The organism is Bradyrhizobium vignae (genome assembly GCF_004114425.1).
Classification (GTDB): domain Bacteria; phylum Pseudomonadota; class Alphaproteobacteria; order Rhizobiales; family Xanthobacteraceae; genus Bradyrhizobium; species Bradyrhizobium vignae.
In genome coordinates, this window is sequence record NZ_RDQF01000043.1 from 40,186 (window position 1) to 66,696 (window position 26,511).

Annotated in this window: 33 protein-coding genes and 2 pseudogenes; 20 read left to right on the forward strand and 15 right to left on the reverse strand. The window is 59.9% G+C overall.

The features are described from left to right. Positions 1 to 668 precede the first annotated feature (668 nt). The 4 genes from EAV90_RS28245 to EAV90_RS39715 all read right to left on the reverse strand — a co-directional run bounded on the left by EAV90_RS28245 (position 669) and on the right by EAV90_RS39715 (position 3,252). Entirely contained in the window at positions 669 to 1,469 is an 801-nt protein-coding gene (locus tag EAV90_RS28245) for a helix-turn-helix domain-containing protein (RefSeq protein ID WP_244607919.1), read from the reverse strand. A gap of 332 nt (positions 1,470 to 1,801) precedes the next feature. Beyond that, positions 1,802 to 2,560: a sulfite exporter TauE/SafE family protein gene (locus EAV90_RS28250; protein WP_122401657.1), complete on the reverse strand. Its 759-nt coding sequence runs from the start codon at positions 2,558 to 2,560 to the stop codon at positions 1,802 to 1,804. Continuing rightward, on the reverse strand, positions 2,551 to 2,865 hold the full coding sequence (locus tag EAV90_RS28255) for a YjiS-like domain-containing protein (protein WP_122401658.1): 315 nt from the start codon (positions 2,863 to 2,865) through the stop codon (positions 2,551 to 2,553). Before EAV90_RS28255 ends, EAV90_RS28250 begins: the two co-directional genes overlap by 10 nt. Positions 2,866 to 3,111: 246 nt before the next feature. Beyond that, entirely contained in the window at positions 3,112 to 3,252 is a 141-nt protein-coding gene (locus EAV90_RS39715; RefSeq protein ID WP_164937136.1) for a hypothetical protein, read from the reverse strand. 226 nt (positions 3,253 to 3,478) lie between these two features. Between EAV90_RS39715 and EAV90_RS28260 the strand changes: the two genes are divergently transcribed. From EAV90_RS28260 to EAV90_RS40830, 7 genes and pseudogenes are all read left to right on the forward strand, one after another. Further along, positions 3,479 to 4,375 carry a LysR family transcriptional regulator gene (locus EAV90_RS28260; RefSeq protein WP_122401659.1) on the forward strand — a complete coding sequence of 299 codons (897 nt, stop codon included), beginning with the start codon at positions 3,479 to 3,481 and terminating at the stop codon, positions 4,373 to 4,375. Positions 4,376 to 4,517: 142 nt separating this feature from the next. Continuing rightward, complete coding sequence (locus EAV90_RS28265) at positions 4,518 to 4,700, forward strand: hypothetical protein (RefSeq protein ID WP_122401660.1); 183 nt, start codon at positions 4,518 to 4,520, stop codon at positions 4,698 to 4,700. Next, positions 4,697 to 5,074 carry a hypothetical protein gene (locus EAV90_RS28270; protein ID WP_244607920.1) on the forward strand — a complete coding sequence of 126 codons (378 nt, stop codon included), beginning with the start codon at positions 4,697 to 4,699 and terminating at the stop codon, positions 5,072 to 5,074. Before EAV90_RS28265 ends, EAV90_RS28270 begins: the two co-directional genes overlap by 4 nt. Positions 5,075 to 5,127: 53 nt before the next feature. Further along, the gene (locus EAV90_RS28275; protein WP_122401661.1) at positions 5,128 to 5,613 is read left to right on the forward strand and encodes a hypothetical protein; all 486 of its coding nucleotides are present in this window, start codon (positions 5,128 to 5,130) and stop codon (positions 5,611 to 5,613) included. Positions 5,614 to 5,943: 330 nt separating this feature from the next. Further along, entirely contained in the window at positions 5,944 to 8,013 is a 2,070-nt protein-coding gene (locus EAV90_RS28280) for an ATP-binding protein (RefSeq protein ID WP_430644754.1), read from the forward strand. Further along, positions 7,992 to 8,297 (forward strand): helix-turn-helix transcriptional regulator, encoded by a 306-nt coding sequence (locus tag EAV90_RS28285; RefSeq protein WP_244607921.1) that lies wholly within the window; start codon positions 7,992 to 7,994, stop codon positions 8,295 to 8,297. The genes EAV90_RS28280 and EAV90_RS28285 overlap by 22 nt, the downstream gene beginning before the upstream one ends. Before the next feature lie 252 nt (positions 8,298 to 8,549). After that, positions 8,550 to 8,678 (forward strand): annotated as a pseudogene (locus EAV90_RS40830) (5-aminolevulinate synthase); the annotation flags it as partial. A 535-nt stretch (positions 8,679 to 9,213) separates the two neighbouring features. Here EAV90_RS40830 and EAV90_RS40835 read toward each other — a convergent pair. After that, positions 9,214 to 9,471 (reverse strand): annotated as a pseudogene (locus tag EAV90_RS40835) (winged helix-turn-helix transcriptional regulator); the annotation flags it as partial. Between the two features lie 445 nt (positions 9,472 to 9,916). On the opposite strand from EAV90_RS40835, the gene EAV90_RS28305 reads away from it, so the two are divergent. From EAV90_RS28305 to EAV90_RS28330, 6 genes are all read left to right on the forward strand, one after another. Beyond that, positions 9,917 to 10,795, forward strand: coding sequence for a DUF4189 domain-containing protein (locus EAV90_RS28305; protein ID WP_129145348.1), 879 nt, complete (start codon positions 9,917 to 9,919; stop codon positions 10,793 to 10,795). A 300-nt stretch (positions 10,796 to 11,095) separates the two neighbouring features. Next, a complete protein-coding gene (locus EAV90_RS28310) occupies positions 11,096 to 11,680 on the forward strand; it encodes a hypothetical protein (RefSeq protein ID WP_129145349.1) in 585 nt (194 codons plus the stop codon). A 48-nt stretch (positions 11,681 to 11,728) separates the two neighbouring features. Beyond that, the gene (locus EAV90_RS28315) at positions 11,729 to 12,907 is read left to right on the forward strand and encodes a tetratricopeptide repeat protein (RefSeq protein WP_129145350.1); all 1,179 of its coding nucleotides are present in this window, start codon (positions 11,729 to 11,731) and stop codon (positions 12,905 to 12,907) included. A 104-nt stretch (positions 12,908 to 13,011) separates the two neighbouring features. Further along, entirely contained in the window at positions 13,012 to 13,998 is a 987-nt protein-coding gene (locus tag EAV90_RS28320) for a tetratricopeptide repeat protein (protein ID WP_129145351.1), read from the forward strand. A 7-nt stretch (positions 13,999 to 14,005) separates the two neighbouring features. Then, positions 14,006 to 14,737: a hypothetical protein gene (locus EAV90_RS28325; RefSeq protein WP_122401668.1), complete on the forward strand. Its 732-nt coding sequence runs from the start codon at positions 14,006 to 14,008 to the stop codon at positions 14,735 to 14,737. A 118-nt stretch (positions 14,738 to 14,855) separates the two neighbouring features. Then, positions 14,856 to 15,335: a hypothetical protein gene (locus tag EAV90_RS28330; protein ID WP_129145352.1), complete on the forward strand. Its 480-nt coding sequence runs from the start codon at positions 14,856 to 14,858 to the stop codon at positions 15,333 to 15,335. A gap of 1 nt (position 15,336) precedes the next feature. Here the strand turns inward: EAV90_RS28330 and EAV90_RS28335 are convergent, their stop codons facing one another. The 6 genes from EAV90_RS28335 to EAV90_RS28360 all read right to left on the reverse strand — a co-directional run bounded on the left by EAV90_RS28335 (position 15,337) and on the right by EAV90_RS28360 (position 19,337). Beyond that, entirely contained in the window at positions 15,337 to 15,672 is a 336-nt protein-coding gene (locus EAV90_RS28335) for a hypothetical protein (protein ID WP_129145353.1), read from the reverse strand. A gap of 25 nt (positions 15,673 to 15,697) precedes the next feature. Beyond that, positions 15,698 to 15,997 carry a hypothetical protein gene (locus EAV90_RS28340; protein WP_129145354.1) on the reverse strand — a complete coding sequence of 100 codons (300 nt, stop codon included), beginning with the start codon at positions 15,995 to 15,997 and terminating at the stop codon, positions 15,698 to 15,700. Positions 15,998 to 16,008: 11 nt separating this feature from the next. Next, on the reverse strand, positions 16,009 to 16,491 hold the full coding sequence (locus EAV90_RS28345) for a hypothetical protein (protein ID WP_129145355.1): 483 nt from the start codon (positions 16,489 to 16,491) through the stop codon (positions 16,009 to 16,011). 342 nt (positions 16,492 to 16,833) lie between these two features. After that, positions 16,834 to 17,706, reverse strand: coding sequence for a hypothetical protein (locus EAV90_RS28350; RefSeq protein WP_129145356.1), 873 nt, complete (start codon positions 17,704 to 17,706; stop codon positions 16,834 to 16,836). Between the two features lie 150 nt (positions 17,707 to 17,856). Next, on the reverse strand, positions 17,857 to 18,369 hold the full coding sequence (locus tag EAV90_RS28355) for a hypothetical protein (protein WP_129145357.1): 513 nt from the start codon (positions 18,367 to 18,369) through the stop codon (positions 17,857 to 17,859). Between the two features lie 125 nt (positions 18,370 to 18,494). Further along, positions 18,495 to 19,337, reverse strand: coding sequence for a helix-turn-helix transcriptional regulator (locus tag EAV90_RS28360; protein ID WP_164937138.1), 843 nt, complete (start codon positions 19,335 to 19,337; stop codon positions 18,495 to 18,497). Between the two features lie 717 nt (positions 19,338 to 20,054). Between EAV90_RS28360 and EAV90_RS28365 the strand changes: the two genes are divergently transcribed. The 6 genes from EAV90_RS28365 (at position 20,055) to EAV90_RS39720 (ending at position 23,193) form a co-directional block, all read left to right on the forward strand. Then, positions 20,055 to 20,552, forward strand: a complete 498-nt coding sequence (locus EAV90_RS28365) for a hypothetical protein (RefSeq protein ID WP_122401676.1) — start codon at positions 20,055 to 20,057, stop codon at positions 20,550 to 20,552. Positions 20,553 to 20,716: 164 nt separating this feature from the next. Next, entirely contained in the window at positions 20,717 to 21,010 is a 294-nt protein-coding gene (locus EAV90_RS28370) for a hypothetical protein (RefSeq protein ID WP_164937139.1), read from the forward strand. Between the two features lie 48 nt (positions 21,011 to 21,058). Continuing rightward, positions 21,059 to 21,250 carry a hypothetical protein gene (locus EAV90_RS28375; protein WP_129145359.1) on the forward strand — a complete coding sequence of 64 codons (192 nt, stop codon included), beginning with the start codon at positions 21,059 to 21,061 and terminating at the stop codon, positions 21,248 to 21,250. A 145-nt stretch (positions 21,251 to 21,395) separates the two neighbouring features. Continuing rightward, complete coding sequence (locus EAV90_RS28380; RefSeq protein ID WP_129145360.1) at positions 21,396 to 22,520, forward strand: hypothetical protein; 1,125 nt, start codon at positions 21,396 to 21,398, stop codon at positions 22,518 to 22,520. Between the two features lie 106 nt (positions 22,521 to 22,626). Then, a complete protein-coding gene (locus EAV90_RS41835) occupies positions 22,627 to 22,866 on the forward strand; it encodes a hypothetical protein (RefSeq protein WP_376707283.1) in 240 nt (79 codons plus the stop codon). Positions 22,867 to 23,019: 153 nt separating this feature from the next. Beyond that, positions 23,020 to 23,193, forward strand: coding sequence for a hypothetical protein (locus EAV90_RS39720; protein ID WP_160118795.1), 174 nt, complete (start codon positions 23,020 to 23,022; stop codon positions 23,191 to 23,193). Between the two features lie 151 nt (positions 23,194 to 23,344). Here the strand turns inward: EAV90_RS39720 and EAV90_RS28390 are convergent, their stop codons facing one another. The 4 genes from EAV90_RS28390 to EAV90_RS28405 all read right to left on the reverse strand — a co-directional run bounded on the left by EAV90_RS28390 (position 23,345) and on the right by EAV90_RS28405 (position 26,381). Then, positions 23,345 to 23,845, reverse strand: coding sequence for a hypothetical protein (locus tag EAV90_RS28390; protein WP_122401679.1), 501 nt, complete (start codon positions 23,843 to 23,845; stop codon positions 23,345 to 23,347). Positions 23,846 to 23,929: 84 nt separating this feature from the next. Beyond that, positions 23,930 to 24,463 carry a hypothetical protein gene (locus tag EAV90_RS28395; RefSeq protein ID WP_122401680.1) on the reverse strand — a complete coding sequence of 178 codons (534 nt, stop codon included), beginning with the start codon at positions 24,461 to 24,463 and terminating at the stop codon, positions 23,930 to 23,932. A 306-nt stretch (positions 24,464 to 24,769) separates the two neighbouring features. Further along, positions 24,770 to 25,060, reverse strand: a complete 291-nt coding sequence (locus EAV90_RS28400; RefSeq protein ID WP_244607922.1) for a site-specific integrase — start codon at positions 25,058 to 25,060, stop codon at positions 24,770 to 24,772. 229 nt (positions 25,061 to 25,289) lie between these two features. Next, positions 25,290 to 26,381, reverse strand: coding sequence for a hydantoinase B/oxoprolinase family protein (locus EAV90_RS28405; RefSeq protein ID WP_208738549.1), 1,092 nt, complete (start codon positions 26,379 to 26,381; stop codon positions 25,290 to 25,292). Between the two features lie 17 nt (positions 26,382 to 26,398). On the opposite strand from EAV90_RS28405, the gene tnpB reads away from it, so the two are divergent. Then, positions 26,399 to 26,511 (forward strand): IS66 family insertion sequence element accessory protein TnpB (gene tnpB / locus EAV90_RS41840; protein ID WP_208738550.1); only part of this gene is annotated, 113 nt, incomplete at its 3' end.

Below are 26,511 nucleotides of genomic sequence, written 5' to 3' on the forward strand. Positions count from 1 at the left end.
CTGCAGTCGACAGGACGCGCCGACGTCTGGATGACGCCGATGGCGTCCGGCTTCAGAACCGTCACGAACATCGCGAGGCACAGGATTTTGCCAGCGAACACGGCGAGGCACAGAGCGTCTTTCATGTTGGTTCTCGATCAATGGATCTTGGCCGCACTAGTCATGCGAGTTCTGGGCTGCTGTGGCTTTGCACGGATTGCCGATGCATTTTCATTTCTTGCTGTCGGGGCAGGGGCCGCAGCTTCTTCCACCGCAGCGAAGGCATCGCGTGGGCTGCGCCACGAAGTCTGGGAAAAGACTTCGGGGACGAGGTTCGCCGCGAGGCCAGACTCAGCAATGTAGTGTGTCACTGGCGCGTGAGCGGTGTCGAACACCACCCGCTCCGGCCATTTTTGGTCCGAAGTGATGCGCAGGTTGGCCCGTTCGCTCGGAGCGACCGCGGAATGTGAATATGCAGGAGGCGCTGGGAGCAGCCAGTCAGCCGCAAACAGCAACACGAGGAGGGCGCCTCCCACCCACACGAAGTATTGACGTATCGGCACGTCGAGCGGCCTTTCAGTGAATGACTAGCCCGGCGAAGATAGTCGTATGACGGCCCGCGTGCTTTGCAGCGCGTGCTCTCGTCTTGTCATGTGTTGCTGCCGCTGGCTCGCAAACGATATGCAGGCTCAGGCAAAAACCGAAAGTGAATGCCTGGCGTCCATCAGAGAGGATTTGGATGCTTGTGATCCCGCCGTTTGACGATATTGACCTGGCGCCTGCCCGGTCGCCTGCTTGAAGGCTCGCGTGAAATTGGCTTGGCTGGAAAAGTTGAGCGTCAACGCGATGTCCACCAAGGGCCGATCGCCACGTGTCAATAGGGCTTTCGCCCGCTCCAGGCGCTTGGCACTGACGTAGCGATGGGGAGATTCTCCGACGGCTTGTCGAAAGGCTCGCGCAAAATGGTATCTGCTTAGACACGCGATCCTTGCCATACTTTCAAGGCTGAGGTCACCCTCCAGGTTCGCATCAATGTAGTCCAGCACACGAAAGAGTCTGCGCTGATCGAGCCCATGGTGAGCACGACGAGGAAAAAGTTGAGTGCGTGATACGCTGGCTCGCTTTTGAAGCAACCTCGCCGCCAGACTAGATGCGAGGGATTCGACGAACAGACTGCCGGCTGAAGTTTCAATCTTTAGCTCGGAGGCTACGGCAAATCCGATCTCGGCCAGCAGCGGATCTTCGAAAGCCGTTTCGTAGTTTAGCGCGTGGATTGCCGATTCACCGGTCTCGTTGTGGAAATTGCTCGACGCGAAGTGGCTTAGCGGAAGATAGATGTGCAAGAATTCCGGCAGATCTTCAGCGAAATCAACCGCACCCTCCTGCAAGCCGGGAGGAGAGAGCCAAACCGTACCTCGCTCGGCGACTATCCGACTTTCGATGCCCGGCGCCCGCCGCGTGAGAATCGTTTGATTGCTACGGGTGGCCACGCAAATCCGGATATCGGATGGTGGGGTCCTCCACGGGCCAACGCCTCTTCTAGCAGTGCACAATTCGGCCGACAGGCCGGACCAACCCCGATCCGTCGAAGACAGCAGCAGCTCGCCTGGACAGTGCCGATCCCAAACGCCACGGTGCGGCCACTGCTCATAGCGGCCTGCGGCGGCCGGCTGCTCTGATTGCATCTCCATGTGGCGCTCCAGGATCGCATTCATCATTGTTGCGAAGCTAACTTGGCACAGGCAGCGCAATTTGCTCGTTATTGGTTGTTAGGGGCTGTTAGTGTTTGCGAGTCCCACACCAAGCCGCGGGAACAGCCGGTTCACATGAGGTAGCCGGAAACTCCATCCCATAACAATTTCAGCGCCGTCACGACCAACAATCCGTAGCAGACCCGATAGATCTGGCGCTGGTCCAAGCTTCCGTGAAGCCGCCAACCCGCCCACACGCCAGCGGGAATGGCGAGCAGGCAAATCGCCATCAACGTCCAGACGTTTCCCGTCGGCCTCACTAGCAAGAGCCACGGGACGGCCTTGGTCGCGTTGCCGACAGTGAAGAACAGACTTGTCGTTCCTGCGTAGACCTCCTTGCTGAGGCCGAGGGGCAGCAGATACATCGCGAGCGGCGGTCCGCCCGAATGCGCGACCATGGTCGTCACGCCCGAGGCGAGGCCGGCCGTGATGGCCTTCGGCGTCGAACGCGGACGCGTTATCACCTCCGCGCCTGCAGCAAGCCACAGCGCCACGAAGATCAAGGTGGTCGCGGCCATCGCGATCGCGATGGCGCGGTGGTCAAGAAAGCGGAACAGCAGATAGCCCAGTCCGATCCCGGTCACGAGGCCCGGCAACAGCAGCAGAAGATCTTGCTTCGACCAGGTCGAAGGCTTCCAGTAGCGAAGGGCGAACAAGTCCATCGCGATGAACAACGGCGCGAGAAGGCCGCCGGCGGTAACGGGATCCATCACGAGAGACAATAGCGGAATGCCCACAATCGAGAATCCGCCGCCGAACGCGCCCTTCATGAAGCAGATCAGGAACATGCCGGCAAAGGTGATCAGGATCGTGGCTACGGTCAGCTCCATGGCTGTGACTCCAGGGTTGGAGCGCGCCGGCGCTCGCGCGAAATCGCTACCGCTGCGGCGCTCACCATCCCTTCGTCCGCTTGTGCAGAGAATGTGATGAGACCGTCGACGGCGGCCTCGATCTGAAAACGGCGGATGCCGATGTCCCGCAGTGCGCGGTCGTCTAGATCGTGAAGGCAGGCAATGGCGGTCCGTCGGCCGAGATAGCCCGCGAACCTCTCGCAACCGCCGGCAAGCAGCCGAGAAGCTATCCCGGCCCCTTTGATGGCAGCAGGCAGGATGATCGTCGAGACTACCGCAGGCATTTTGGTCTCCAATGCTCCGAGTGAGGATCTCAATGCTCCGAGCAACATTCATGGCTGGCGCTGTCAACCCGCCGTGAAACGGCTTTGAATGCTGGCCCCTCTACGAGCTTGGTTGACAGAATGATCCGAGACATTACTCGGTGCAATAAAAACATTGAACCGAGTACAATCTGGAGAGTTTCGCCGGTGCGTCGTTGGATGTCCGAACAGGAACGACTGGTCGGCTGCGCAATGGTGGGCCAACACTCAGTCATCCGCCGAATTTAGAATCATCCACGCTGAGACTGTCTGCCAAACGCCGTCGCTCGACTTGCGCTGATACGTGACGAAGTCGGCGTCGTCGCTGTACTGGATTTCGTACCGATAGGATTCGAGATGCCTTGTCATTGAACTCTCCTGTTTTGAAGGCGGCGCTTCTCGCGTCATCATCCAAAGACATCGATCGGAGAGCCCACCTCAGAAAGGGCCATAGGTGGAAAGGGTCCTTCCAGGCAGCGGAAGGCTCGCTTCGCTCGAAGGGCCATCCGGATCACCCCCGGCGATGCCGTCTTCCGCAGTCCGGGGTGATATGGCAAAATCGGAAGGTATCCTCCCGAATTATGGAAGGGATCCGATGGATCGCCTGGAAGCGATGTCGACCTTTCTGACCGTGGTCGAGCAGGGCAGCTTGTCCGCGGCGGCGCGGCGGTTGAAAACGCCGCTCACAACAGTCAGTCGCAACGTATCCGAGCTCGAGGCTCACCTGCGGACGAAGCTCTTCAACCGATCGAGCCGGCAGCTGGTGCTAACGGATGCAGGCACGTCCTACGTTGCGGCTTGCAAGCGCATTCTCACCGATGTGCTCGAAGCGGAGCGTACCGCCTCCGGCGAGTATACCACGCCGACGGGCGAGCTGGCCGTGACCACCCCATTGGGCCTTGGGCGCATCATTCTGATGCCGATCATTGCGGACTTCCTCAAGACCTACCCGGACATCAAGGTCAGGATGATCCCCACCGACCAGAAGCTGAGCCTTGCCCAGGAGCAAATCGATGTCGCGGTGCGCATCGGCGAATTGCCGGACTCGAGCCTGGTCGCGCTGCGGCTCGGCAGGACGCGCCGGGTGGTGTGCGCCAGTCCCGCCTATCTTGCGGCGCGCGGAACGCCGCGCACGCCGGAAGATTTGGCCGGACATGATTGCATCAGCTATCCTGGCTTCTCGCCACCGGATGTCTGGACATTCGTCAGAGGCAAGGCGACCATCGCGGCGCCGGTGCATACGCGGCTCACCGTCGGCAGCGCGGAAGCGGCTTGTACGGCAGCCCGCGCTGGCGTGGGAATTTCCATCGCCTTTGCCTACCAACTCGAAGCTGGTCCGGAAGCGGGAGCATTGATGACCGTACTGGATGAATTCCAGCCACCGCCAATGCCGGTTAATCTCGTCTACACAGCGAACCGGTTTCTGCCGATCAAGGTCAGAGCGTTTCTGGACTTTGCAGCCCCGCGGCTGAAGCGGGTTTTCGCGGAGTAAACCGAGGCGGTGCTCACTCCGCTGTCGAGCTTCCAAAATCCGGAAGGATGACTCCCGGTTTCCCCGCCTGTTGACCCGGGCCTTTCGCCCCACCTCCCAGTCACGACCTGCCGGAAACGGCGTCACGAACTGGAGGCGAAACATGGGTGAAGTCATCCAATTTATCCCGAAGGCCGAGCGCGAACGGCTCCGCCTGATACGAGAAGCCCGGTCAATCTACGACAGCGTCTTCCCGCCGGCTGATCCGGTCAACGGGCAGCCCGACAGCACACCGATCGCCATCAACGGAACCTGGATTCATCGGGGCGGCGAACCGCTGTCGTGATCAACGACTTCGCCGTGCTCGATCGCCAATCATTAGGAGCAATCGTCATGTCAATCCGCAACACGCTTTTCGCCGCCGCATTCGGTATCGCTTCTCTGACGGCGGCCCACGCAGAAGGGCTGCGTCCCATTGAGGCCAAGAGCATTAACCTCGGCGGGATATCGGGGGTCGCCTACTACACCGTCGAGCGCGATGGATTTCGCGTGGTCGCCACTCTGGCGCAAGGCGAGACAGGAACACCGTTCCGCGTCGTATCTCTTCTCACACCTGGTCAGCGCCTGCTGCTCTCGACACCGCAGCCAGCGGGCGTGATCGAAATCAGCCGGGAAGGGGACAGCGTGCTCGTTCGCAAACCGAACACAGCCTCGAACTGAACCCGAGTTGAACGGCTGCGCTCACCAAGGAGCACCGCCAAGGAAAACTGCATATGTCGACCATCCACCTTCATCGAACTACCACGGCGACGCCCGAGCAGTACGTGGCCGGCCTGACCGATTTCGGGCCCGGCCGCTCGAAGCTGTTTGACAACAGCAGCGATGCGTATCTCAAGGTGCATCATCGGACCGGCTCGCATGCCGATGTCACTGAAGGTTCAGGCGGAATCTGGGAGCGCCTGCATTATGACTGGTCTGATCCTGAGCACGTCGTCCTCACGACAACCGACTCCAATGTGTGGAGTGGCGCCTCGGGTCACACCTATACTTTTACCCGTAAACCCGACGGCACGACCGACATTGATGTGGTCGTGATACGCGACGGCAGAAACCTGACGGGTCGGCTGCTCGGCTTCGTGCTCGGGACCATCGGCAGGGGTGTTCTGGAAAAGGCTTTTGAAAACTCCGTCAAGGCCATCGAAGCCCGGAACAGCAAGGGTGGGCAGCAAGACCCAGGCATTTCCGACCTCGCCGCCTAAGCAGTTGGATAGCACCCCGATGCCCTCGTCGCCGGCGCATGCTAGGATGTTGCCCAGAGTTCTGGTTGAGAGATCACCCGAACGGATTGCTCCGGAACGGGGAATGGCGAAACGGCTGACAAAAACTGCGCCACCGCAGCAAAATCAGCGCGCGCGCGCCCCGCGTTCGGGAGAACTTTCACTGCTTGGGCGAGAAACTGAAATTGCTCTCATCGATCAGCTTCTCGACAGGATCCATGACGGCGGGGCAACTCTCTTTATCAGCGGGGCACCGGGGATTGGAAATCAGCGCTGCTCGAGAAGGCCAAAGATAGGGCCCGTGAACGGGACATCGTCGTATTGGGCATGACCGGCGTGCTCGCTGAAGTTAATCTGGCGTTTGCCGGACTTCAGCAGGCGTTGCGTCCACTCATGAAGCTGGCAAAGGCGTTGCCGCCCCGCCAGCAGTCTGCCTTGCTGAATGCGTTCGGGCTGGGCGAGGAAGCTGCTGAACCACCCGATGTCTGGCTGGTCGCGCTTGCAACGCTGACGCTGCTCACTGAAAGCGCAACTCACAAACCGATCCTCCTGGTCGTTGACGATGCGCAATGGCTGGATGAAGCGACGCGTGACGTGCTGTCGTTTGTCTCCCGGCGTCTGAGTGCGGATTCGATCGTTCTGCTGCTCGCTCTACGAGAGGGTTTTTCCCTTCCATTTGGCCTGCTCGACATCCGGGCCCCTGACCTCTCCGGGAAGCTGCGCGACCGCTTTCTCAAGGAAGCCGCCGGCAATCCATTGGCGTTGGTAGAGTTGCCGCACAACTTGCGAACTGAGGACGACGGGGAAGCTCCATGGCTTCCCTTGACGGAGCGACTTGAACGCACCTTCTCCAGCCGCTTGTCCGGTCTTCCGGGCGCCACTCAGATGCTGTTGAACGTTGCCGCTGAAAACGACGGAACGTCTCTCCACGAAATCCTGCGCGCCGGCGAAGTGCTGCTGGCCCAGAATATCGGAGTCGACGCCCTTGCGCCCGCCGCCTCCGCCCAGCTGATCGATCTCGATGCAATGCAGGTTCGGTTTCGACACCCGCTCGTGCGATCCGCGATCCATCGAACCGCCGACGTTGCAACGCGCCAAAGGGTTCATTCCGCGCTTGCGGCGGTCATCGAGGATCAAGACCGCCGGCTTTGGCATCGTGCTGCGGCGACCGTGGGGCCCGACGACGACCTGGCCGCCGAACTCGATCTCATGGCGAGCCGTGCGCAGAGCCGGGGCGCCAACACCATGGCCATGGAGGTTCTGCAGATCGCGGCAAAGCTGAGCAGCACGGCGAAGGCCAGGAGAGAACGATTCTTGCAGGCCGCCGAAATTGCAACCGACCTTGGTCGACCGGGGTTGCTGGAGCATCTGTTGCGGGAAGCCGAGGTGGAGCCGTCGGATAGGCTGGGCGGCGCCCGGGTCGGCTGGTGCCGCGAGATGAGTCAACCTCTTATGGTCAATGATCTCGGCAGGATTTCCGCCCTCGTAAATCTTGCCGACCAGGCGCGCGCGGCTGGCGCGAAGGACTTGGCGAGCAATCTTCTCTGGCGAGCGGCGCAACGCTGCTGGTGGAGCAACGCGGGTAGCGAGCTTCGCGCGAGCGTCCTCACCGCCGCAAGATCACTCGAGTTATCGGAGCTCGACCCGCGCGGCATCGCCATATCCGCCTATTCCGACCCGCTTCGACGAAGCAGCGAGGTATACGCGGGGCTGAAGCTGCTTTCGCAAAAGGGCGGCCACGATCCTCATGTTGCGCGAATCCTGGGAAGCACTGCAAACGTCATCGGCGCGTTTGATCTTGGTGTAAGTTTCCTGGCTGAGTCTACCGCGGGGCTGCGCAAACAGGGGCGAATCGGCAATTTGGCGCGAGCGTTGTTCGCTCAGGCATGGGCTGAAATGGAAGTCGGCGATTGGATCGGGGCGAGGCGAGAAGCTGAGGAAGCCGCCCGTTTTGCCGAGGAGACCGGATCTGCAGTATGGACCGCAGCGGCCACGATCGTGAAAGCGCAGCTTGCGGGCATGCAGGGCAGGCTTGAGCAGGCCGAGACATGCGCGACGGAAGCGGAGCGCCTGGTCTTGTCGACTGGCGCCAGTTTCCTGCTTGCGATGCTGCAGTTGGGGCGCGGCATAACGGCCATCGGTGCCGGTCGGCATTTGGAGGCCTTCGAGCATCTGCAGCGGCTGTTTGCGCCGGCCGATCCGGCTTTCAACTCTGGCCTGCAATTCTTCGCGCTGGCCGACTTTGTCGAAGCGGCCGTCTATTCCGATCATTCGCAGGATGCACGCAAGCTGATCGATGAGGTCGAGCGCGTATCCGATCCGGATCCGGTGCCGTGGGTCGCAACGATGTTATGCATGGCATGGCTTCGATCGCCTGTCTGAGCCGATACCATTTTGCCCGCGCCTTCAAGCAGGCCGTCGGACATTCTCCTCATCGCTATGTCAGCATCAGGCGCCTTGATCGCGCGAAAGCCTTGTTGACGCAAGGTGATCGATCGTTGGTGGATATTGCGCTGGCGCTCAGCTTTTCCGACCAAGCCAGTTTCACACGCGCATTCAGCCAGGCAACAGGTCGGGCGCCCGGCCAATATCGCCGCGAGTTTGGATCGCGACAACACGATTCGTCGCCGGCTGATATCAGACAGGCTCTTCCGGTGCTGGCGTGAATCCGGAGGTCGCGTCATCGCCACTCTCAAACACGCACGGCCATCATCCAGCATCTGCATCCGTCTTCATTGGCCAGCAACAAATGACAAAACAAAAGCATGTGACGCAAAGAACTCGCTCGGTCCCTTAACTATGTTCGATCGCGACGAAGCAAGGCACACGAAGCGTCCAGCGATTGCTCAGTGCCGACATCGAACGGCAACACGACTGAGGAGCTCTGTGATGAGCATCATAGATGCAAGTGCATTGCCGAGCGGCTCCGCATCACGCCAACGCCATATCACGATGACGGGATCATTGATGCGCTCGCGCAAGCGCTGCTGGATGTATGGGGGCGGGTCGAATTGCCGTTGCGACACCGCGCCCTTGCTGCTGAGTGATCAACCATGCGTGCCCGGCGGCATGCGCCGTATTGATATCTGCAAACCGAGCCGATTGGCCAAAACACACATGGAGCAGACAATGAAAAACCTTCTCACTCATACGATCGCCGCAAGTTGCCTAGTCGCCTCTGTATCGGTCGCACAGGCCCGCACAGTTTACGACGGCTCTTGGGACCTTCTCTTCGTGACGCAAAGGGGCGCGTGCGATCCGACCTACACGTTTTCCGTCAATATCACTGACGGGGTCGTCACACATCCCAACCTCGTGAGGTTCAGGGGCCGTGTGGCGCGCTCGGGCGCCGTCCGCGCTTCGGTGACCGTTTCGGACAAATATGCGTCCGGCTCAGGTCGGCTCTCGAGCCATACCGGTCGGGGAACGTGGAGCGGCTATTCGGGAGGGGCGCGTTGTTCGGGGTATTGGTCTGCCCGGCGGAACTGACGAATCTGTTTCCGACTACTGGTTCGTCCGAGGCAATGCTGGTGTTCGGCCGGCGACTGCTGAGCCGCGTCAGTGGTGAATGTTACTCGCGAATTATCGTGCGGCCGCGCCGGTGCGTGTGGGTTTCCGCGCGCCGGGGCCCGGATGGACGTGAACCGCCTTCGCCGTCAGCGGCTCGCCGCACTCCGAGCAGACCATGACGGGATCAAACATCTTATGGCAGTTCTTGTGTTCGTGCAGCAACGGTCGTCCGCGCGAGTCGACCATGTGAACGTTGCCCCAATGCACGATCGACATGATGATCGGATAGAGGTCGAGATCCTTTTGCGTCAGGATGTATTCATAGCGCTTGCGCGCTTAGCGGTCGAGAACAGCATCGCGGCTGTGACTGCCATAATTCTAAGCTTCAGCGAAGTCATGGATGACGTCCCCTTACGCTGCGGACGAACAGGCAGGCCGTTGATCACGCGGTGCGCCAGCCTACCGGCGACGAAAAGGCATAAGCATAAGGTGATCAAACCATTTCATATTCCGGTAGCCGTTATGCTCCTCCTCAACTTCATGGTCAATTATAGTGCAATTTAACTATTTGCGTCGTTTGATTGCGTCCGACTAATTCGTCAGTCCGAAGAAGGGTAAAACCGGATTGCGACCGAAAATTTGGGGGCTCGCAAGACGTGACCCGTTTGGGTCATGCGACAGATGAGCGTTTGCTTAGTTTGACCTGCAGGTGGCCTAGGGCTGGCGTTATGACAGCCGGAGGGGTCGTCGCTGCACTGCAGCATTAGAGGCGTGAATGTTCACCAGGAGCCTGCTCGCGCTCGGAGCTATGTTGGCTATTGTTCACCCTGTCCACGCAGGCGAATCAATTTGGGATCACAACGGGTCAAGGCTCAAGTGGTTGAGCGACGGTCAGAGGCGGTCAGCTGTCTACTTTGAACCGCGAGAAGGTCTCTCGGCTGCGGGAATCGAAGTAGGAACGGTCTTATTCGAAGGCTATAGAAGAGGAAGTGCACTCAGCGGAAAGAGCTATTTGCACCGCAAGGGCTGTCCCCCAGCTTCGTTTGATGTGGCGGCCACGATAACAGACGAGCGTTCAATCTCCCTGATAGGTAACGCGCCTGTTCGGGCGGCAGGCTGCGATGTCGGAAGTGCAACTAAGCCTGTCACAATTCAGCTCGATTTCAACAAGGAAGCCACGGACCGACTCACCAACGGCAACAATACCAACATCTCCAGCCTATCGAGCGAACCTTCGTCAGGCGATATTCCGAAGCCAAGCGCTTCTCTGGAAGGGAAGATCGCGACCACCAAGTGTGGCCCCGACGAGACGCTGTCGGGAAACGACTGTGTCCCGAACAAGCGGTACGGCGCGCTTGCGCTAAGCAGTACCAGCCGCCTCGCTTACGGAATGTCATGGGACCGAGTCACTGCGAGCCAGGCGCAAGCCGATTCCATGGACCGCTGTCGAAGTAATAGCGCCGGGGTCGCCTGCCGGGTCATTTTGACCACCGATGCCTGTATTTCACTGTATTGGACGAGTACCGGGACCGGCTGGGGAGCTGTCGCCCGAAGCACCGCAGAGGAAGCCGATCGTGATGCTTATGCGCAATGTCGAAGCGCCAATCAGTCTTGCGTCAAAGCGGGAGAATTCTGCAACCGCACCGCGCACTGATCGACGTGACCGGCTGCTTTTTGGGGAACCTAATATGAGACGCTCGATCGCCCTTCTGCTGTTGTTGGCCTGTGCTGTGCCCGCCGGGGCTGCGCCGCCATCCAGTTGCGCGGCAAAGTTCATCGGGGACTGGAGACATTCGGGCAGTGGTAACAGAGGCACCATAACCCCCGATGGCAGGGCGTTGTGCAGCGAGCACCCCTCCTGCGTGCAGGGCACCTGGACTGTTCGGGAAACGTCCTGACCTACACCAACAGCCTGGGGTCGTGGAATTACACGCTCGCGCCCGACGGGAAATCGATGTCGACGAACGGCGGCGCCGCGGTTGCAACCCGGATCGGAGCGGTACCGGCCAGCGCACGCGCCAAGGATTCCGGATCTGCGGTCAATAACGTTGCTGCGGACGTTCTCGGAATCGACAGGACGCCGTCGCCGGCCCCGGATGCGCCGCCGCCCGCCGCTGCCTTGCCGGCAAAGCCGAGCCCCGCGGAAGATGATCCCGCCAAGGCCGCGGCGGCGCGGTACGCCCGTACACTCTTCAGTGCCGGTCAGGCCGCAGCGCGTGTTGCCGGTCAGTCCGGCGGAGGACCCGCGGACTGGTCCACGTCCGAAGACCGCTTCCGGGAGGCGGCTTTAGAGTTCAGAAAGGCTGGCGATGCGAGAAACGAGAAGATCGCCTTGAAGAATGCGGACGTGGCCAGGAGGGAGTCTGCCAAGCCACCCCATCGATTGGTGCAGGCGCCGAATGCAAGGAAATCTCCGTCGGCCAAATACAGTCTGCGTTGCAAGATGTACGAAAAGCAGCTCGAGGCCAACGCAGACGACGCCCGAACGGCTGAACTGCTGGCGAAACTCCGCAGCGAGCACGGGGATGCGGGGTGCTGAAACGCGTCGCGTACCTTTGAAACTCGACTCTCGAGGCATTTGCCGGGCGTGTCGTCAGCCATCGAACAAAAACTCGCAGAGATCGCGCAGCTCGAATCGGAGTTCGGTCCGCACGACCTGGGGCTCGCGGACGCCCTCGAGGATTTCGCGCTGTGGTACGCCGATAACCGCATCTATTCGGGCGCCGAACCCTATTTCCGCCGCAGCCTGGAAATCCGGGAACACATTTTTGGCGCTGACATCGCTGTTGCCGATGCGCTGGAGCGTTGGGCGAAATGTGCGGAGCGCAGCGACAAGGGCGATGCGCAAACGTTGTTCAGCAGAAGCCTGGCGATCCGGGAGAGCCTCGCGGGCCCAATGAGCCTCGATCTCGTGCCCTGTCTCGATGCGCTCGCCGGCTGGTATCAGCGCCAGTTTTTTGGCCGTGACCAGGCCGTATCCTATTTCCGGCGCAGCCTTGAGATCGTCGAGAGCCATGGTGCCGCCCCGGCCGAGGTGGCGTGCAGGGTGCTGAATATCAGCCGACTCCTCCTTCCCGGCCGGCCGGCGGAGGCCGAGCCGCTGCTGCGCCGGGCGCTTGCCATCCATGATGAGCAGCATGCGCCTGACGACGCGGAGCTCGTCGCTACGCTCGATGCTCTGGTAGGGACGTTGATTGCGACTGGCCGGCATGACGACATCGGACCTCTGATCGCGCGCAGTCTGAATGCAAAAGCGGTGTTGATCGCCGATCAGCCGGCGAAGCTGTTTGAGGTCTTCGAAGCCGCCATCGAAACGTTCGCAACGTATGGTCGTGTCGAGGACTTCACGTCGACGCTGCGAGGCGGCGCCGTCGACAAATGGCCGCATCAGGTCAAGCTGCTGCTTCGTTTCGCCCACCGACTGCTTCAGCACGGCCGCGAGGCGGACATGAACGAAGTCGTCCGGCTTGGCGTCGGGGCTTTGCAAGAGACCCTTAGTCTTGAAGAGGACGATCGCTTCGACGCGCTATGGGAGCTTTGGCCGGGTTTCTCTGACGACGACTTCAGGCAGATGAGCGAGGCGTCCGGTCCCGGGATTGATCGGGTGGCCCATGCCCTCGGTAGCATCGCTGCGGGCGATTCCATCACCCCGCCTCGGCGCTGGTCGCCCATCGTCCCTGGCGATAAAGAGATCATCGAGATCGACGGCAGCGAGCGTTCGCCGGACGACCCTGACGATGAGGACAAGGGAGGTGAATCGCCATGACGTCCTTCTATGCACCCAATCACCTCAAGCACATCGCGGGACTTGAAAAGCGCTTCGGACCGGTCAGCGACGAGGTCGCGACCGGCTTGAGGTCGCTCGTCCGGGTGATCTGCCAGCATGAAGATCCCGTCGAGGCCATCCCCTTTCTCGAGCGCTGTCTTGCGATCGAGGAAGCCCTGCATGGTTCCGAAGCGACACTTTCCGATCTCAATACCTGGATCGGTCAGGCGGGAGGCGTGGAGTTCGAAGACCTCGAACCGCTGCAGCTGAGACGGCTGGCCGTCAAGACCGAGGTCTTCGGCGAGACGAGCAACCAGGTTGCAGCCGAATGCCAAGCCCTCGCCCAACGCTATGGGTCGAACGTACCCTATCGGAAGGCACGGGCATTGCTCGAGCGAAGCATCGCGATCAAGGAAAAGCTCCATGGCGCTGATAGCGTCGAAGTTGCGGAGGCGGTCGATCTTCTGGCGGAGACGAGCGCGCGCTTGGAGAAATGGAAGGACGTCGAGGCCGATCTCCAGCGCAGCCTGGAGCTGAAGGAGAAAATCTTCGGAGCGAGAAGCGAGCAAGTTGCTCGGTCGCTGCTCGCCGCCGCCATCGTCTACGCCAATGCCAGCAAGCTGCAGCAAAGTGGAACGAGGCACGAACGCATCCGCAAGGCCGTCTCCGCGTTCGATTCTGGCCTGAACCTTCTGGAAGAGCGATTCGGGCCGGACAGTTTCGAGGTTCAGAATGCGCTCGAAGCCATGATACGCGCCTATGTGGAGTGCCGGGAATTTCGGCGGGCCGAGCCGCTGTTGAAGCGGCTGCTTGCGATCCGCGAAAAAGCGTATGGCAATGACGCCCCCGCCTTGCTGTGGATTCTCACGGAGCTGGCCAAGGGATATGCCGAGGAGAGCGTCGACGAAGCCGAGCCCATGCTGGAGCGTAGCTTTGCAATGCTGCGGATGTTGCTCGACGCGAAGAAGCCAATCTTTCGCCCCGGCATCGCGAATCTGCCAGGCAATGGCGACGGCGTGCTGGAACAGCTTGTCCGGGCGTCGGACAGATTCCGGAGCAATCTGAGGAAACGCTGGGGAGCGGCGGGCTAGAGCGCACATGACGGACTATGACAAGATAAAGCGCAAATGCTATTGCTGCGGCATGCTTTCCGAACGCTGGGAGCTCATGAGCTCGAACTCCTTCGGTTCGCGCGATCTCGACCAGCGCCCGCCGGGAATGTTCCGCTCGACCGTCGACGCGTGGCTGCAGGAGTGCCCCTATTGCGGTTACGTTGCGCCGAGCATCGACAAGGGTGATGCGAAGGCACGCAGCTTCGTCGACACGCCGGAGTTCCGGGCCGCCTCGCTCGATCCCCTGGCCGAGCCGGCGTCGCGCCGCTTCCTGGTTCGCTCGGCCCAGGATGCGTTTTACGGGGACCGGAGATCCGCTTTTCTCAATACGCTCCGTGCGGCCTGGGTGGCCGATGACAGCGGCCGGGCGTCCGACGCGACCGCCTTGCGGCTCAGAGCCGCCGGTCACCTCGGCGAAGGTCCCCTCACATCGCTCGACACCCGCCTGTTGCTGCTCGATGTCCTGCGGCGGGCGGCGAGCTGGCATGCCGCCGCGGCGCTGATCGCCGAGCTGATGGCGGAAGAGCTCGAGCATCCTTTCGCCGACATCGTGGCCTATCATCGCCGCAGGATCGAAGTGAGAGACAGCGGCCGGCATACGATCGCGGAGGCGCTTGCCCGCGAGTCGGAGCCGGACAGGGGCGAGGCCGACCCGGAATTGGTCAAGGCGATCGCGCGCCATTTGAAGATTGTTCGAAAGCCTGGAGGAAGCTCGTGAGAATCCCCGAGACGCTTGCGGTTCTGTGATGACACTTCTTCCTCCCGTCTTTGATCGCACTGACGTCTGTCGGCGTCCCAAGCCGGGCGGAAACTCCCCACAATCGCTATGAGGCAATATGAGGAGCAAGACTCTTCATGCTATCGCCGCATGTTTCCCGCTTCTGATAAACCTTCCCGCCAATGCCGAAGGTACCGACCACGAGCCACTGCTCCGGCTCGTGATGGAGGGTCTCGTAAGTCTGGAATGCCCAAGACTGGATCGGGAAGTCGCCACGTGGGTGAGCACTGCTTCCAACCGTTCCAGTTTGACAGCGACCTTGCACCTGAGAGCAGGACAACCCTTCCGCATCTCCTTCTCGGCCGATCCAGACGGCGCGGGAAACCGCGAAATAATCGGTGGCGGTACGTTCGGCCCAGATGGCGAAAGCAAGCCGCTTCCGGGTGAGGAAGATCTATTACCAGCACAGAGGAATGTGACGAAGGTGACTTTGGTCGTCATGGAGAAGTTCTGCAAGCAGGGCTCGCCGACGTCCGAAGCTCAGAAGCTCATGACGAACAATAGAAACAAGTTCGGTTGGGCACCCAAAAAAAGATAGCTCAGTGGCCGCACGAACCATCTTGAGCCGCCATGGCCTTGCTGAGCCGCCGCCGCTGCACGTCAATGATCTCCTGATCCAACACGCATTGGACCTGATAATCCTCGACGAAGCTGAGAAGCATCTGTTCGGCGCGCACGAGCGCTCGCGCGGTCATGCAGCGGCTCGACGCGCCGGCACTGTTGAAAGCATCCGTCGCCTGCTCAGCGTGGCCGTCCAGCTTGGCGTAGTCATTCGGACATCCGGCATGGCACGCGCCGGCGCTGAGGAGGCAAATCAGCATTGAGGCCGTGACCGCTCTGTAACGGCTGGAAGAATGGCGACATGAGCGGTCCATCAGAAGCTCCCCCCGGTTGCGGTGCCTACTCCGCAGGAGTCTTGCGCCGGCGAAAGCCGAGGGCCGCACACACACACACCAATGTGCCGATCAGAGACGCGCCCGAAATGAGATAAGACCTATCGAGCTCTTTGGTCCGGTTGTCGATCTTGACCAGGGTAAGCTCGGCGATTGTCCTGTTCAAATAGCTGCGCAAGTACTTAATTTCTTCCGTCAGGTTGTGAGCGTGTATGCTGAAGATGACCACCTCGACCAAGAGGAGGGCGACGAATATCCAGCCCCATTTGCGCCGGGGTGCGTGTTCGGTCGTTTCAACTGATGTCATTGCCTCCTCGCTCACTCGTACCTGCTCAAGCTGAAGGCGATGCTCAACAAGGCCCAACGCCTTGCTATGTTCATTCCGGCCATCGTGGATATTTTTGGCTGAGGACACCTATCGCCAGCTGATCGCTTGCAGTATTCCTCCTGGTCCTTCTTTCCTGCCTCCGCGGACTGATCGAGTGTGTGGAGCCACGAATCTGCTTCGGCCTTCGCCATGTTGCAGGCATTGACGGCAGCAAACAGTAGTTGCCTCAATTCGGCAAACTCCCGAATGTTGTCAGTATGAGCCTTGCACAGCGCTTGATAGAACGCTTTCGCCGATGCTGCATCTTTCATCGGCGGCGCGCTATTTACGGCTCTAGTGAATCGTTCGGAAGACTTGTCTTCAAAGCGAAGGAAGGCATTTCGTGCGTCTTTGCATTCATCTGCCTTGGCCTGAGCGGAGTGGCAGGTGCTCAGAATTGTAGAGACCAAAATGACCAACAGGTACGTTTTCATGGTTTATTCCTCATCTGACCAACGGCAGGCGGTGTCTAATCTTAGCCCGTCGCGACACGAACTGGCCTGAACTGCGAACTAAGTTAATGCTATTGCCGCTCCCACCTCTTCAAGCAGAGCTGCTTTGCGCGGGGGTCCTTGTCGATACTGTATTTGACGCACGAGCCGAACGCTCCAGGCAAGTCGCGCTCGACAGTCAATGAGATATGAGATGGCTTTTTCTCCCCGTAGTATGAGGTGACGTAGAGCACCACCCGCGCATCGGCTGTGAACGAATGCCGAAATGGCTCGCTCGGCCCCTCGGAAATCTCCTGAAAGCAACCGCGGCTCATGTTAGCCATCCTATCGGCTCGCTGGTCCAACTCTTTGATCATAATCCCAAGTGCAGTCGTAGTTGGGGGCGGACCTTAGCGCCAAGTTCGGTTCGTGCTCGTTGCCAATGTTTATCGTACACTTCGCACTCGTGCCCAAGAAATCGAGGGACAGCGCCACCGGCGTGGAGAACGTGTCCACGCCGACCATCTCGCTGATTGCGATCTTGTCCGCAAATTTCTTGTCTACCCTTTGCCCTGTAATTGCCTTGAAAGCGGAGGGTGCATTGTCAGCTACCGATCGCAACATTTTGCAAAATTCAGTATTCCGCGCACTCGGGTCAGCTTGCTTCACGACGGGCGTCTGAGGCTCCTCGTTCGCAGCTTTGTCTGTTTTGATCTCACTGAGTCGCTTGATCATCCCCGCCAGATATTCGAGATCCGCTTTTCCGCACGCCTCGGACTTCCATTTCGTCCTTTCGTTGACGGCTTCGACCTTGTGCTTGGTGATCGGCTCGCGCTGGCAGCCCGCCTCTTTGTATGCCACCTCCTTGTCGTAGCCGAGACGCCAGTATTTGAGCTCCGCCTCGGCATTGATGCATGCCAGGCCCTGATCCCATTTTCTGCGCTCGGCATTGTAGGTTTCGGGCGACAAGCGGCCTGCCATGTACTTCTCTCGCATCTCCTCCAATTCGCGGGGCGGATGTAGATCCGCAATTGCTGCGCGCTCACGCGCGACCCGGTTCTCGGCCGCCTTTTCTTCTGCGCCTAGCTTGTCGTAGATGGCAGAGCACCGCGGGTCTGCGGCAAAGCACATCTGGGAAGCTGCCGAGGCGATCCCGACTAGCCCGAACGATAGAATCGCGTTTCGACCGAAACGGGCTTGTGAGGTAAATTTGATCAAGAGAGTTCTCCTTAAGACTATCTGCTCGGCCGCCGCCGACTCGGCGCCGACCTACGTGGTGCGATCCAGCGATCACACAAGACCCTGGACAACTACGGTCTCTTTATCCGTCTGCAGGCGACAAAAGGATTCGAGAATTCGCAGCCTATGTCACGGGCCCCGGCCGCATTTTTCGATCGGCCGGCGCCAGCCGGGAACGTCCACCCGCGGGATCTCATAGCGCTGGTGTCCGCTCGCGATCGTCAGCGGGTCTGCCTTGGCGATCAGGTCGAGCAGGCGCGAACTCACCTTGTCCCAACGCTTGCCATAGAGCTCAGGATCTTGCCTTGCAAAACCGAGGTCCCACTGGACGAAGGTGGTTTGATCGTCCGCGGTGGGCTCTTCGAACTCGCCGCGCAATGTCATGCGCGCGCTGGCATTGCTGATCTCGATGGATGCGCTGCCGGAGGTCTTCGGCGTTCCCGGATATTTCGCGTGCAAGGCAAAGGCGTGACCGCAGCTGAGCAGGAAGATGATCTTGCCATCTTGCGAATAGGTTAGGGAAGGATCGTCTCGCGCGTCGAATTCGAACTTCCATGATCCGGCGAGGCCTAACTCGGGGTAGGCCAACAGCAGCGAGGCCGTCATCAGGAAGATCAAGAGCGGTCTGCGAGATCGCGACATGGCCGGGACATCAGCAAGTTTTGACATGGAGAATCTGCGTTGCCGGCGAGCCCGCGGGCATGACCCAAATGGGTCAGCCGAGGCACGATTTGTTCGCATGCACCGGGTTCGAGCCTTTGCAGGAGTCATATCAGCTGTGAAACGAGGCTGATCAGCTCCGATTGCCGGTGGATGCCGGTCTTGGAGAAAACCGATCTCAGGTGATTGCGAACGGTCTCGCGTGAAATGCGCAGCCGCTCGGCGACGCCGTCAATTGACATCCCGCTTGCGAGCAGCGCGGCCAATCGGGATTCGGCCGGTGTCAGATCGAATGCTTCGGCGATGAGGCCGGGGTCCGGGCCCGGGCGCGGCAGCAAGTTAGAGAGCGTCAGCATCGCGCGTGCCCCCAGAAATACGTTGCGAGCCGCGCCATCGATGGGCAACACGCGGATGACGACGGGAGGCTTTGCCGTTCGCCGAACCGGAATGGGTGCAGCAGGTAACGCGTTGCTGTCGGGTGTCGACCGGATCAGGTCGACCAGCTGATCAAGTTTCGCGAGCGCGCTCTTGTCGCGCACCATCAGCCGCCGGTTGCTGATCCGGATGTCGTCGTCGAATCCGGCATCGGCCGCCGCGTTCGTGCTCAGCACCATTCCCCGGCGGTTGAGAACGAGTGCAGGCTGCTGAACCTGGTTCAGCACGTTGGTCATGGACGTGAGCGCCACGCGGCCCACTGCAGTGGCAAGGGTAGCCGTTTCCGTCAGTCGCGGTGCAAGCCGCGCCAGCAAGCGTTTGTCACGCGCCTCGAAAGAACCCTCGCGACCCGTTCGCTGCAGGGTCAGCGCCCAGGCGGCGGACTCGGCCCAAAAGCCGACACCCGCGAACCATTGAAACCCGAACGGATACAGTACCTCATTATACATGGGATCGGAACGGATCTGCTCCGGCGTCAGCACGTCGTGGTCGGTGACGATCTCGCCGGACATCATTTGCGGAAATCCAGCGGCTCTCGGATCTCTTAGGTGCCAATCATGCTTGAAGTACAGCTGAAGGGCCTCATCGATCGATTGCGTCCGTGGGACGTCTGGCGTTCGAACGTCGCTCTGGAGAAGGATGGCCGCTGATGCGCCGACCGCTCTGCAGATGTCGTCCATGATGGCGGGCCAAGCGGCGGGATCGATGGCGGCTTCCCCTAGTCGATCGATGACTTTCGACAACCGATCGTTATCAACTCCATTTGTCCCCAAGAGCGGTCCCCCTTCCGCGTAAACCTGCAATTGCCGTTTTATGACGGCAGTTGGCACAGGCAGGCCAAAATGGCCTGTGTGCCAGCCGACTCACACCCTCCTCCAAAGGTATGAACGCCAGCTTGGAAATTCTCGCGAGAGCAGGGCGATGTGCAAGGCTGGTCCGGGATTCTACGGAGCACCTGGAATGGCGAACGCAAAGCCTGCGGTATTATAGAACCGCGCCATCGGGGGCAGCAGTCGGCACGCCGAAACCGCAGGCATGACGTTCCGGAGCACGGTCCAGCTGACTGACCCGTTTGGGTCATGCAGCCGCATCGGCCGCAAGCTAGTTCGGTAGCGGTCGCTAGTCCGAATTTTGTCGTTTGATGGCATGTCGCTCGAATTTCCTCCTGTCGTGATCTGGCTGCGCCTGCGCCGAGGCCGCCGGGCTGTGCTCATCCTGCGCTCGGTCGCTCCATGACAAACGACCGCAAAAGCAACGTGCGGTGTTTCTGCTGCGGGCAGACCTCGGAGCAATCGGTCCTTCTGAGCACCAACGAGATCGGCTCCCGGGATATCGATCAGCCCCCTTCCGGTATGGAGCGGTTCAACATGAGCGTCTGGCTGCAGGAATGTCCGACCTGCGGCTACGTCGCTCCGGACATCTCCGACGGAGACGATCGCGACCGCCTCTTCGTTCAGACCGAGAGGTACGCAGCGCTACGGGAGGGGCCGCATTTCTCCCGGCGCGCGTCCCGCTTTCTCCTGCGCGCCGCGATTGATTTCGCGCGAGATGATTTCGAGCGAGCCTTCGTCAACACGCTGTACGCGGCACGGGATGCCGATGACTGCGCTCTCGGGGAAGTCGCGAGCGGTTTGCGGAAGATTGCAAGCCGATATCTCGTCGGCCGTTCCGTTATCTCCCTCGACCTGCAAGGGATGTCACTGCATGCGCTCAGGCGAGCCTGCTCGTGAGCATTCGAATAACATTCCCGCCAAGCCTAGTCGCACGCACGTCGAGCCGTGTTGCCTTGGCGCTTGCCGTCATGCTGGCACTTGCTCGTTGTGCACCGAGCATCGGTGCAACGCGGAGTCCATTGCTCGGAATGCACATCCAGAAGGTGATGCAGGAGTTCGGATTGCCGGACGGCTTCAAGATGCTCGCTCATGGCGCGAAGGCCTATGAGTGGCAGCTGCGTGCTGCAGCTGAAATCCATACCGAGCAGGGCGAGCGGCGAACCGAAGACCTGTTCTGCACCGTGACTGTCCGCGTCTCTCCGCGCGAACGGGTCACCTCCGTCAAAACGGAAGTCTCGAGCGTCAGCGCGCGCCTGTACGCATCGGCCGGCGCCTTCGGTTGTCTTTGCGCCGACAGCTTCGGCATGAAGCGGGAGCGCAAGCCCGCATGCAAGACGCCGCTTGCACCCATTTAGTTAGTCAAGACCGATTACTCGAAAATGCGATCGAAAGGAGCTTGTAGAGTGCAGAATTCAGCTTCAAACAAGATCTGGACAGGTGCTCTGATCCTACTGGCAGGGATCATCGTGACCGTCTTCTCGATGATGGCGTCGCGTAGTTCCGGCTTTGTCGTCATCGCCTGGGGCGCGATGCTGTTCGGAGGGATCAGGATTTTGTCGGGCCTGTTTCAAGCGGGGAGCGGGTCAGGCGGATGACGGCCACCCGCCGCGCGTGCCATTCCTTGAACATTCCGAAAAACGCGACCCGCCATTCGTGGCTGTCACTAACGCCATGGGCGTAGGCGAAGACAAGGCACGTGCGCGCCTCAGAAATTGAAGAGTCGGCAAGAGGAAACGATACATGTACGAATTCATTCGGCGGGCCTGCCTGCTTATCGCGGTCGCCTTCATTTTCTATCCGCTCGGATCGCACGCAGCCAATCGATGCCCGCCGGATTTCAGCGTCCAAAACCGGCTGGACGCAGAGCAGAAGCCAGCTCAAAATCTTGTGGCCCGCGAACGTGCCGCCATCGAGGATCTCAAATATGCGACGATGGCCCCAATTGGAGACAAGTACCAACGGAAGGAAATCGACCGGGACGAGTACAACAGACTGACCAAACAGCGGGACGACGCCTTGCGCTGTATAGATGCGGAGAATGCTCTAAAAGACAATCAGACCTACTACACCATGCAAGTCAAATTGATCGAGGCTGGGTGCCAGAGCGGGCCCGTCGACAAAATGTATGTCGGCTGGGTTCGCGAGAAAGAAGACCGCAAAGCCAAGGCTTGCGCCAAGGCCGATTTGGAGTATCTGGCGCAACTCGTGCGGCAGCTCAAGGAGATTCAGGCGGACAAGCTAGCGAAGGAAGAGCGGTCAACGCCCGCCGTCAAGCAAGCCGACGCGAGCCAAAAGAACGGGCAATTTTGCAATCAGATCCGATCCGTCACTGGCCACGCCGCGACCTTGTTTGCGGGCATCACCAGGGAAAAGAAGGTCGAATGGTTTGTCGAGCCCGGGACGTTGGGCAGCAAGGGTGTCAAGATCAGCGACATGGCGGCCATCGATTCGTACGTCACGCCTGTGACTGTTTCGCAGGAATTCCTGGTAACGCCAGCGAAGTGCGTCATTCAAGTCGGCACAGACGCGGACATCACGCTACGCATTGTTCCGACCTATGCTTGCGATTGGGAATATCTGAAAACCACGAGGCGCGAGCTGGAGGAGCGAACCGACAGGCTCCTCAATCTCGTCCGCGGCTGTTACGAGAAGACCGCAGAGGATGGCAACTTCTACCGACACGATTTCATTGCCGATAACGCAGCCAAGATCGTGGGTGACCTTTATTATGGCGAGGGCAAGCCGTCTAGAATCTATCTGAATATCTCGAAATATACGCCGGCAGAAGACAAGGGATGCATGCAATACGGCTTCCACCACAAGCCGGAAGATAAGCAGCTCTGCATGCGACGGCTGAAGCCTTAGCTAAACGCCCCCTCATCGCGAGTCGTATGGCGGTGCGAATTAGCGGGGCTCCCACCATGGTCAATACAAGCAGGCGGACAAGCCTCTGGCTGACTACAAACAGGCTATCAAGCTGCTGCCCAACGATCCCTACGCCTACAATGGTCGTGGGATCATCTACCTGGAACGTCGGCAATTCGACCAAGCTCTGGCCGATTTTGCACAGCTCTTCATCTTATCAGGTTTTGCCCCAGCGTTTTATAATCGGGGCAAAGTCTACGGGGAGCTCAACCGGCCCGATAAGGCGCTTGCCGACCACAGCCAGGCCATTCGTCTGAATCCGAGGTATGCCAAGCGCCTCCAATAATCGGGGTACTAAATAAATACCAAGCAACACAGCCAAGCGCTGGAGGATTTCAACCAGAATGATGCGCTGGCCGAATTCACCAGGGCTATCCAGCTCAATCCCAAATACTGATCGGCGTACTTCAACCGGGGGCTGTTATACGAGTTGCACACCATGCAGCTCAATCTGGCCTTGGCTGACTATCAGGAAGCCTACCGGCTCGATCCGGCCGACGCCCAGGCTAGGGAAGAACTGGAAACCTTAAAGGACGTTAGCGGCGTCCGTTTTCAGCGCTTTCAATATCAAGGAGTTTGCGATGATCGCATATTGCGGCGGCTGGTCCACTGATAGGGCGCTCGCGGACGCGGAAAAGGCGTCGACGTCAAATCCGGATCGTACCGCCGGAGCCTATTTCGTTTGGATGTTCTGCAGTCGACGGCACGGCGCGCATCTTCTTTGCGAGCTTGGACGCGACAGTCGAAGCAATGCTCACGAGTTACTAATTCAACGCTTTGACAAACATTTCGTCCTTTTTCGGATTCACCCGAAACATCGTCCACTTGTAGTTTCCCACCATGACCTCGATCTGGGGGGCGCCGCTGTTTGCCTGTTTCACATAACTGTCGATCGCTGCCTTATACTGTGCGCCGAACTCCTTCGGATCCGAGACGCCACTCCCAAAGGCGATTGCCCAAGCTGATACCGCAAGAAACTCATAGCCTGCTTTCGCGCCAGGTTTCTCGAATACCGCGATCATGTCTTCAGCCTGGCTGCCTTTTGTCCCTATGATCACGGTCGTCCCGGCTTTGGATTTGTAGGTGCAGGCCCGAGATTTTCCGTCGCCGTCGCATTTCACCTTTTCAAGGCCTAGATCGATGTTGACGAGGTCCTGAGATTTCTTGAACTGCTGCTCGAAGTTATCGAAGGCAAACCCGAAATCACCGGCCAAGGCCGGGCCAAGGCTCGTCGCAACGAATATCACCGACACTAAAATTCGCATTAGGATTACCCATAATCATGCAGGAGCTTCCGTAGGCTCGACATCCGACGCACCATGGACCATTTGGTCGTTCGGCAAAGCGCATCAGCGCGAGGCCTCCTTGTAGACGACCGTATAGGTGCAAGGTCGCCCAGGCTTGGAAATGTTGCTGATGTGCTGGATGAGAGCGCCGTCCGCGAACTTGAACGAGGCGATCCGCTCGCTCGCGTCGCCCTTCTTGGCAGCCGCGTTCGAGTCCGGTTTGCCGTACGCTTCCACGAGCTTCGGCATCATGTCCTTGTCGGCCTTCTGGCATTCGTCGACCGTTTTGAAGCCTCCGGCCATCGCAAAAGCCTCCAAACGGACGAGGCCGCCATTATCCTGGAAATACATAGTGAAGCCCTCCACATTGGGCAGAGGCGCGCACTTGTCGCAAAGAAGCGCCTTCATGCCCGGCTGTGGCGGATCGAGCGCATAGGGTTCCGCGTCCTTTCCGAGGACACCACTTGCCTGCTCGTAACTCGAACCAAACGCCACCTTGCCCGGCGCATCGAGCTTTGCGCGGTTTTGCTGGGCGTACGCCGATATCGCGAGGCAAGTGACGACGGCAAGGGCGAAAACAGCGAGAACCTTGTTCATTTAACGTCCTTCATTGCGGAATAGCGCCACGGGCCGCGGAGGGGAACGGATGACGAACTCACGGACGTCCGTGCAGAGGGTGGAAGCCGCTGCCGCTCCGATTGTCGCTATCGTAAGACTTCTTGCATGACCCAGATGGGTCAGGCGTCTGGCCCAGCTAGCTCGAGCAAGATCCTTATGGCTGCAATTTTTAGGCGCAGCGTGTTGCGGAGCCCGAAAGTTTGCATAATGATTTCAATTACATAGGAGTTCGCTGTTTTATTCTGAATGGCGCGCCATTCAGAACAAGGCTGCGAACTTTGCAATTCAGTACGTCTTAAGGACCGTGAGCTCGCCGGTATCCGCGCGGCTTTTCGTGGCGAGCAAGATTTCTCTCATCTGCTTGACCACCGGCGGCTCAAGCGCCTCGATCTTCGCAGCAATTTGCGGATCAAGGATACCCTTGCGGCCATAGCGGCCGCGGACGTCACTGGCGTGCCCGAGAATGCGGTCGCGCGTGCGTTGTGCGATCGCTTCATTGTCCAACCAATCCGCCATCAGGTGCCGCGTGGAATAGAGAGTCAGGTCCGCGCGATCGAGCTTCAGCTTTGTCTTCACGTATTGCCACGCCTTGCTGAGCGGCTGCGACCAGCGGATCGTGCCGTCTTTGCGGTTTTTCGGCCTTGCCGAGGCCGTTCAGGGATGTTGCCGGTGCAGCTGCCATCATTGAGAAAAGAAGTCGGCGAGAAATCATGGAGCACCTATCCGGTTGTCGTTAGAGATTCGAGGACACAAACATTCCTTGGCGTGTCACTCTGTTCTTTCGGTCGACGGGTTGCGTTTGCGTTTAGCCGGCGGCCTGGCGCTCCGAGGTGCGTAGCGTCGGGTAGCGCGCCGCCAGTTCGTCGAAGAGCTCTCGCACCAGCTCGGCATCTTCCTCGGGTCGCCCCGCCTTGAGACGGGCGTCGAGCGCGTCGAACAGCTGATGCTTGACGAAGAACCGCCATGCGACTGGCAGACGCGCCAGGATGTCGGTGAGTTCGCGATAGCGCGCCTCGGTCCAGCGGGTCTCGAACGCGGTGCGATAGAGGCCGAAATCGAACACGTCCTTCTGCTGCTCCGGCCGCGCCTTCTGCATCTCCTGGCGTAGCCTGCGCGTCCCGTCCTCATCGACGCGGCTGCCGTCGATGAGGACGCCGTACAGCCGGCGGGCGGCCTCGAGCGAGACGTAGCCCGAGAGAACGTCGGTCAGCACGCGGCGCGGCTCGCGCAGGAGCGGATCGCCAAATCCTCCAGCACCCGCGCCGACGAGGCGGATCCGGTCGCCGGGCTTGCAGGGCACCACGTCGGTATTGCCGAGCGCCTCCGTGTCCGGACCGTCGGGATTTCTTGTGAAGATCGCGTTGGCGCCCGCGCCGCCGCCCAAGACGCCCCAAGACGCGAAATACGTGCGGTCGCGATTGCGCGCCGTGACGGTGGTACCCGGCGTGAACACCTCGAACTCCATGGTGAGGCCGAGTCCGCCGCGATAAGTTCCGGCGCCGCCAGAGTCGGGAGCAAGGCAATAGCGCCGCATGCGGATCGGCACTTCCAGTTCGTTGATCTCGACGGGCGTGTTGCGCAGGAAAGCGTTGTTGGCGCCGGAGCCGTCGCTGCCGTCGCCGGTAGCCATGCCGCCCGCACCGCCGCCGACCGGCCCAAGCGAGGCCATGACGCCGCGGCCGGCGTGGTCCATCGTCTTGACCGTGACGATCGCCATGCCGCCAGCCGAGCAGGCCGGCATGCGCTCGGGTATCGCGCGGGAGAATACGCCGAAGGTGAGCATGTGCGTGATCTTGCAGGTCAGGCTGCGCATGCCGACGGCCGCGGGCGCCGTCGCATTGACGACGGTGCCTTCCGGCAGGACGCTCTTCTCCGCGTAATCCATCACCTGGTACATGCCGGCTTCGATCTGGGTTGTCGATCTGGATTGCGACGCAGCCGGTCGATTTCCGCCGCGGCATGGACTCATTGGCGATGCTGGTGAGCGAGGCCTTTGGAGCCGATCCGTTCGACGGCGGACTTTATGT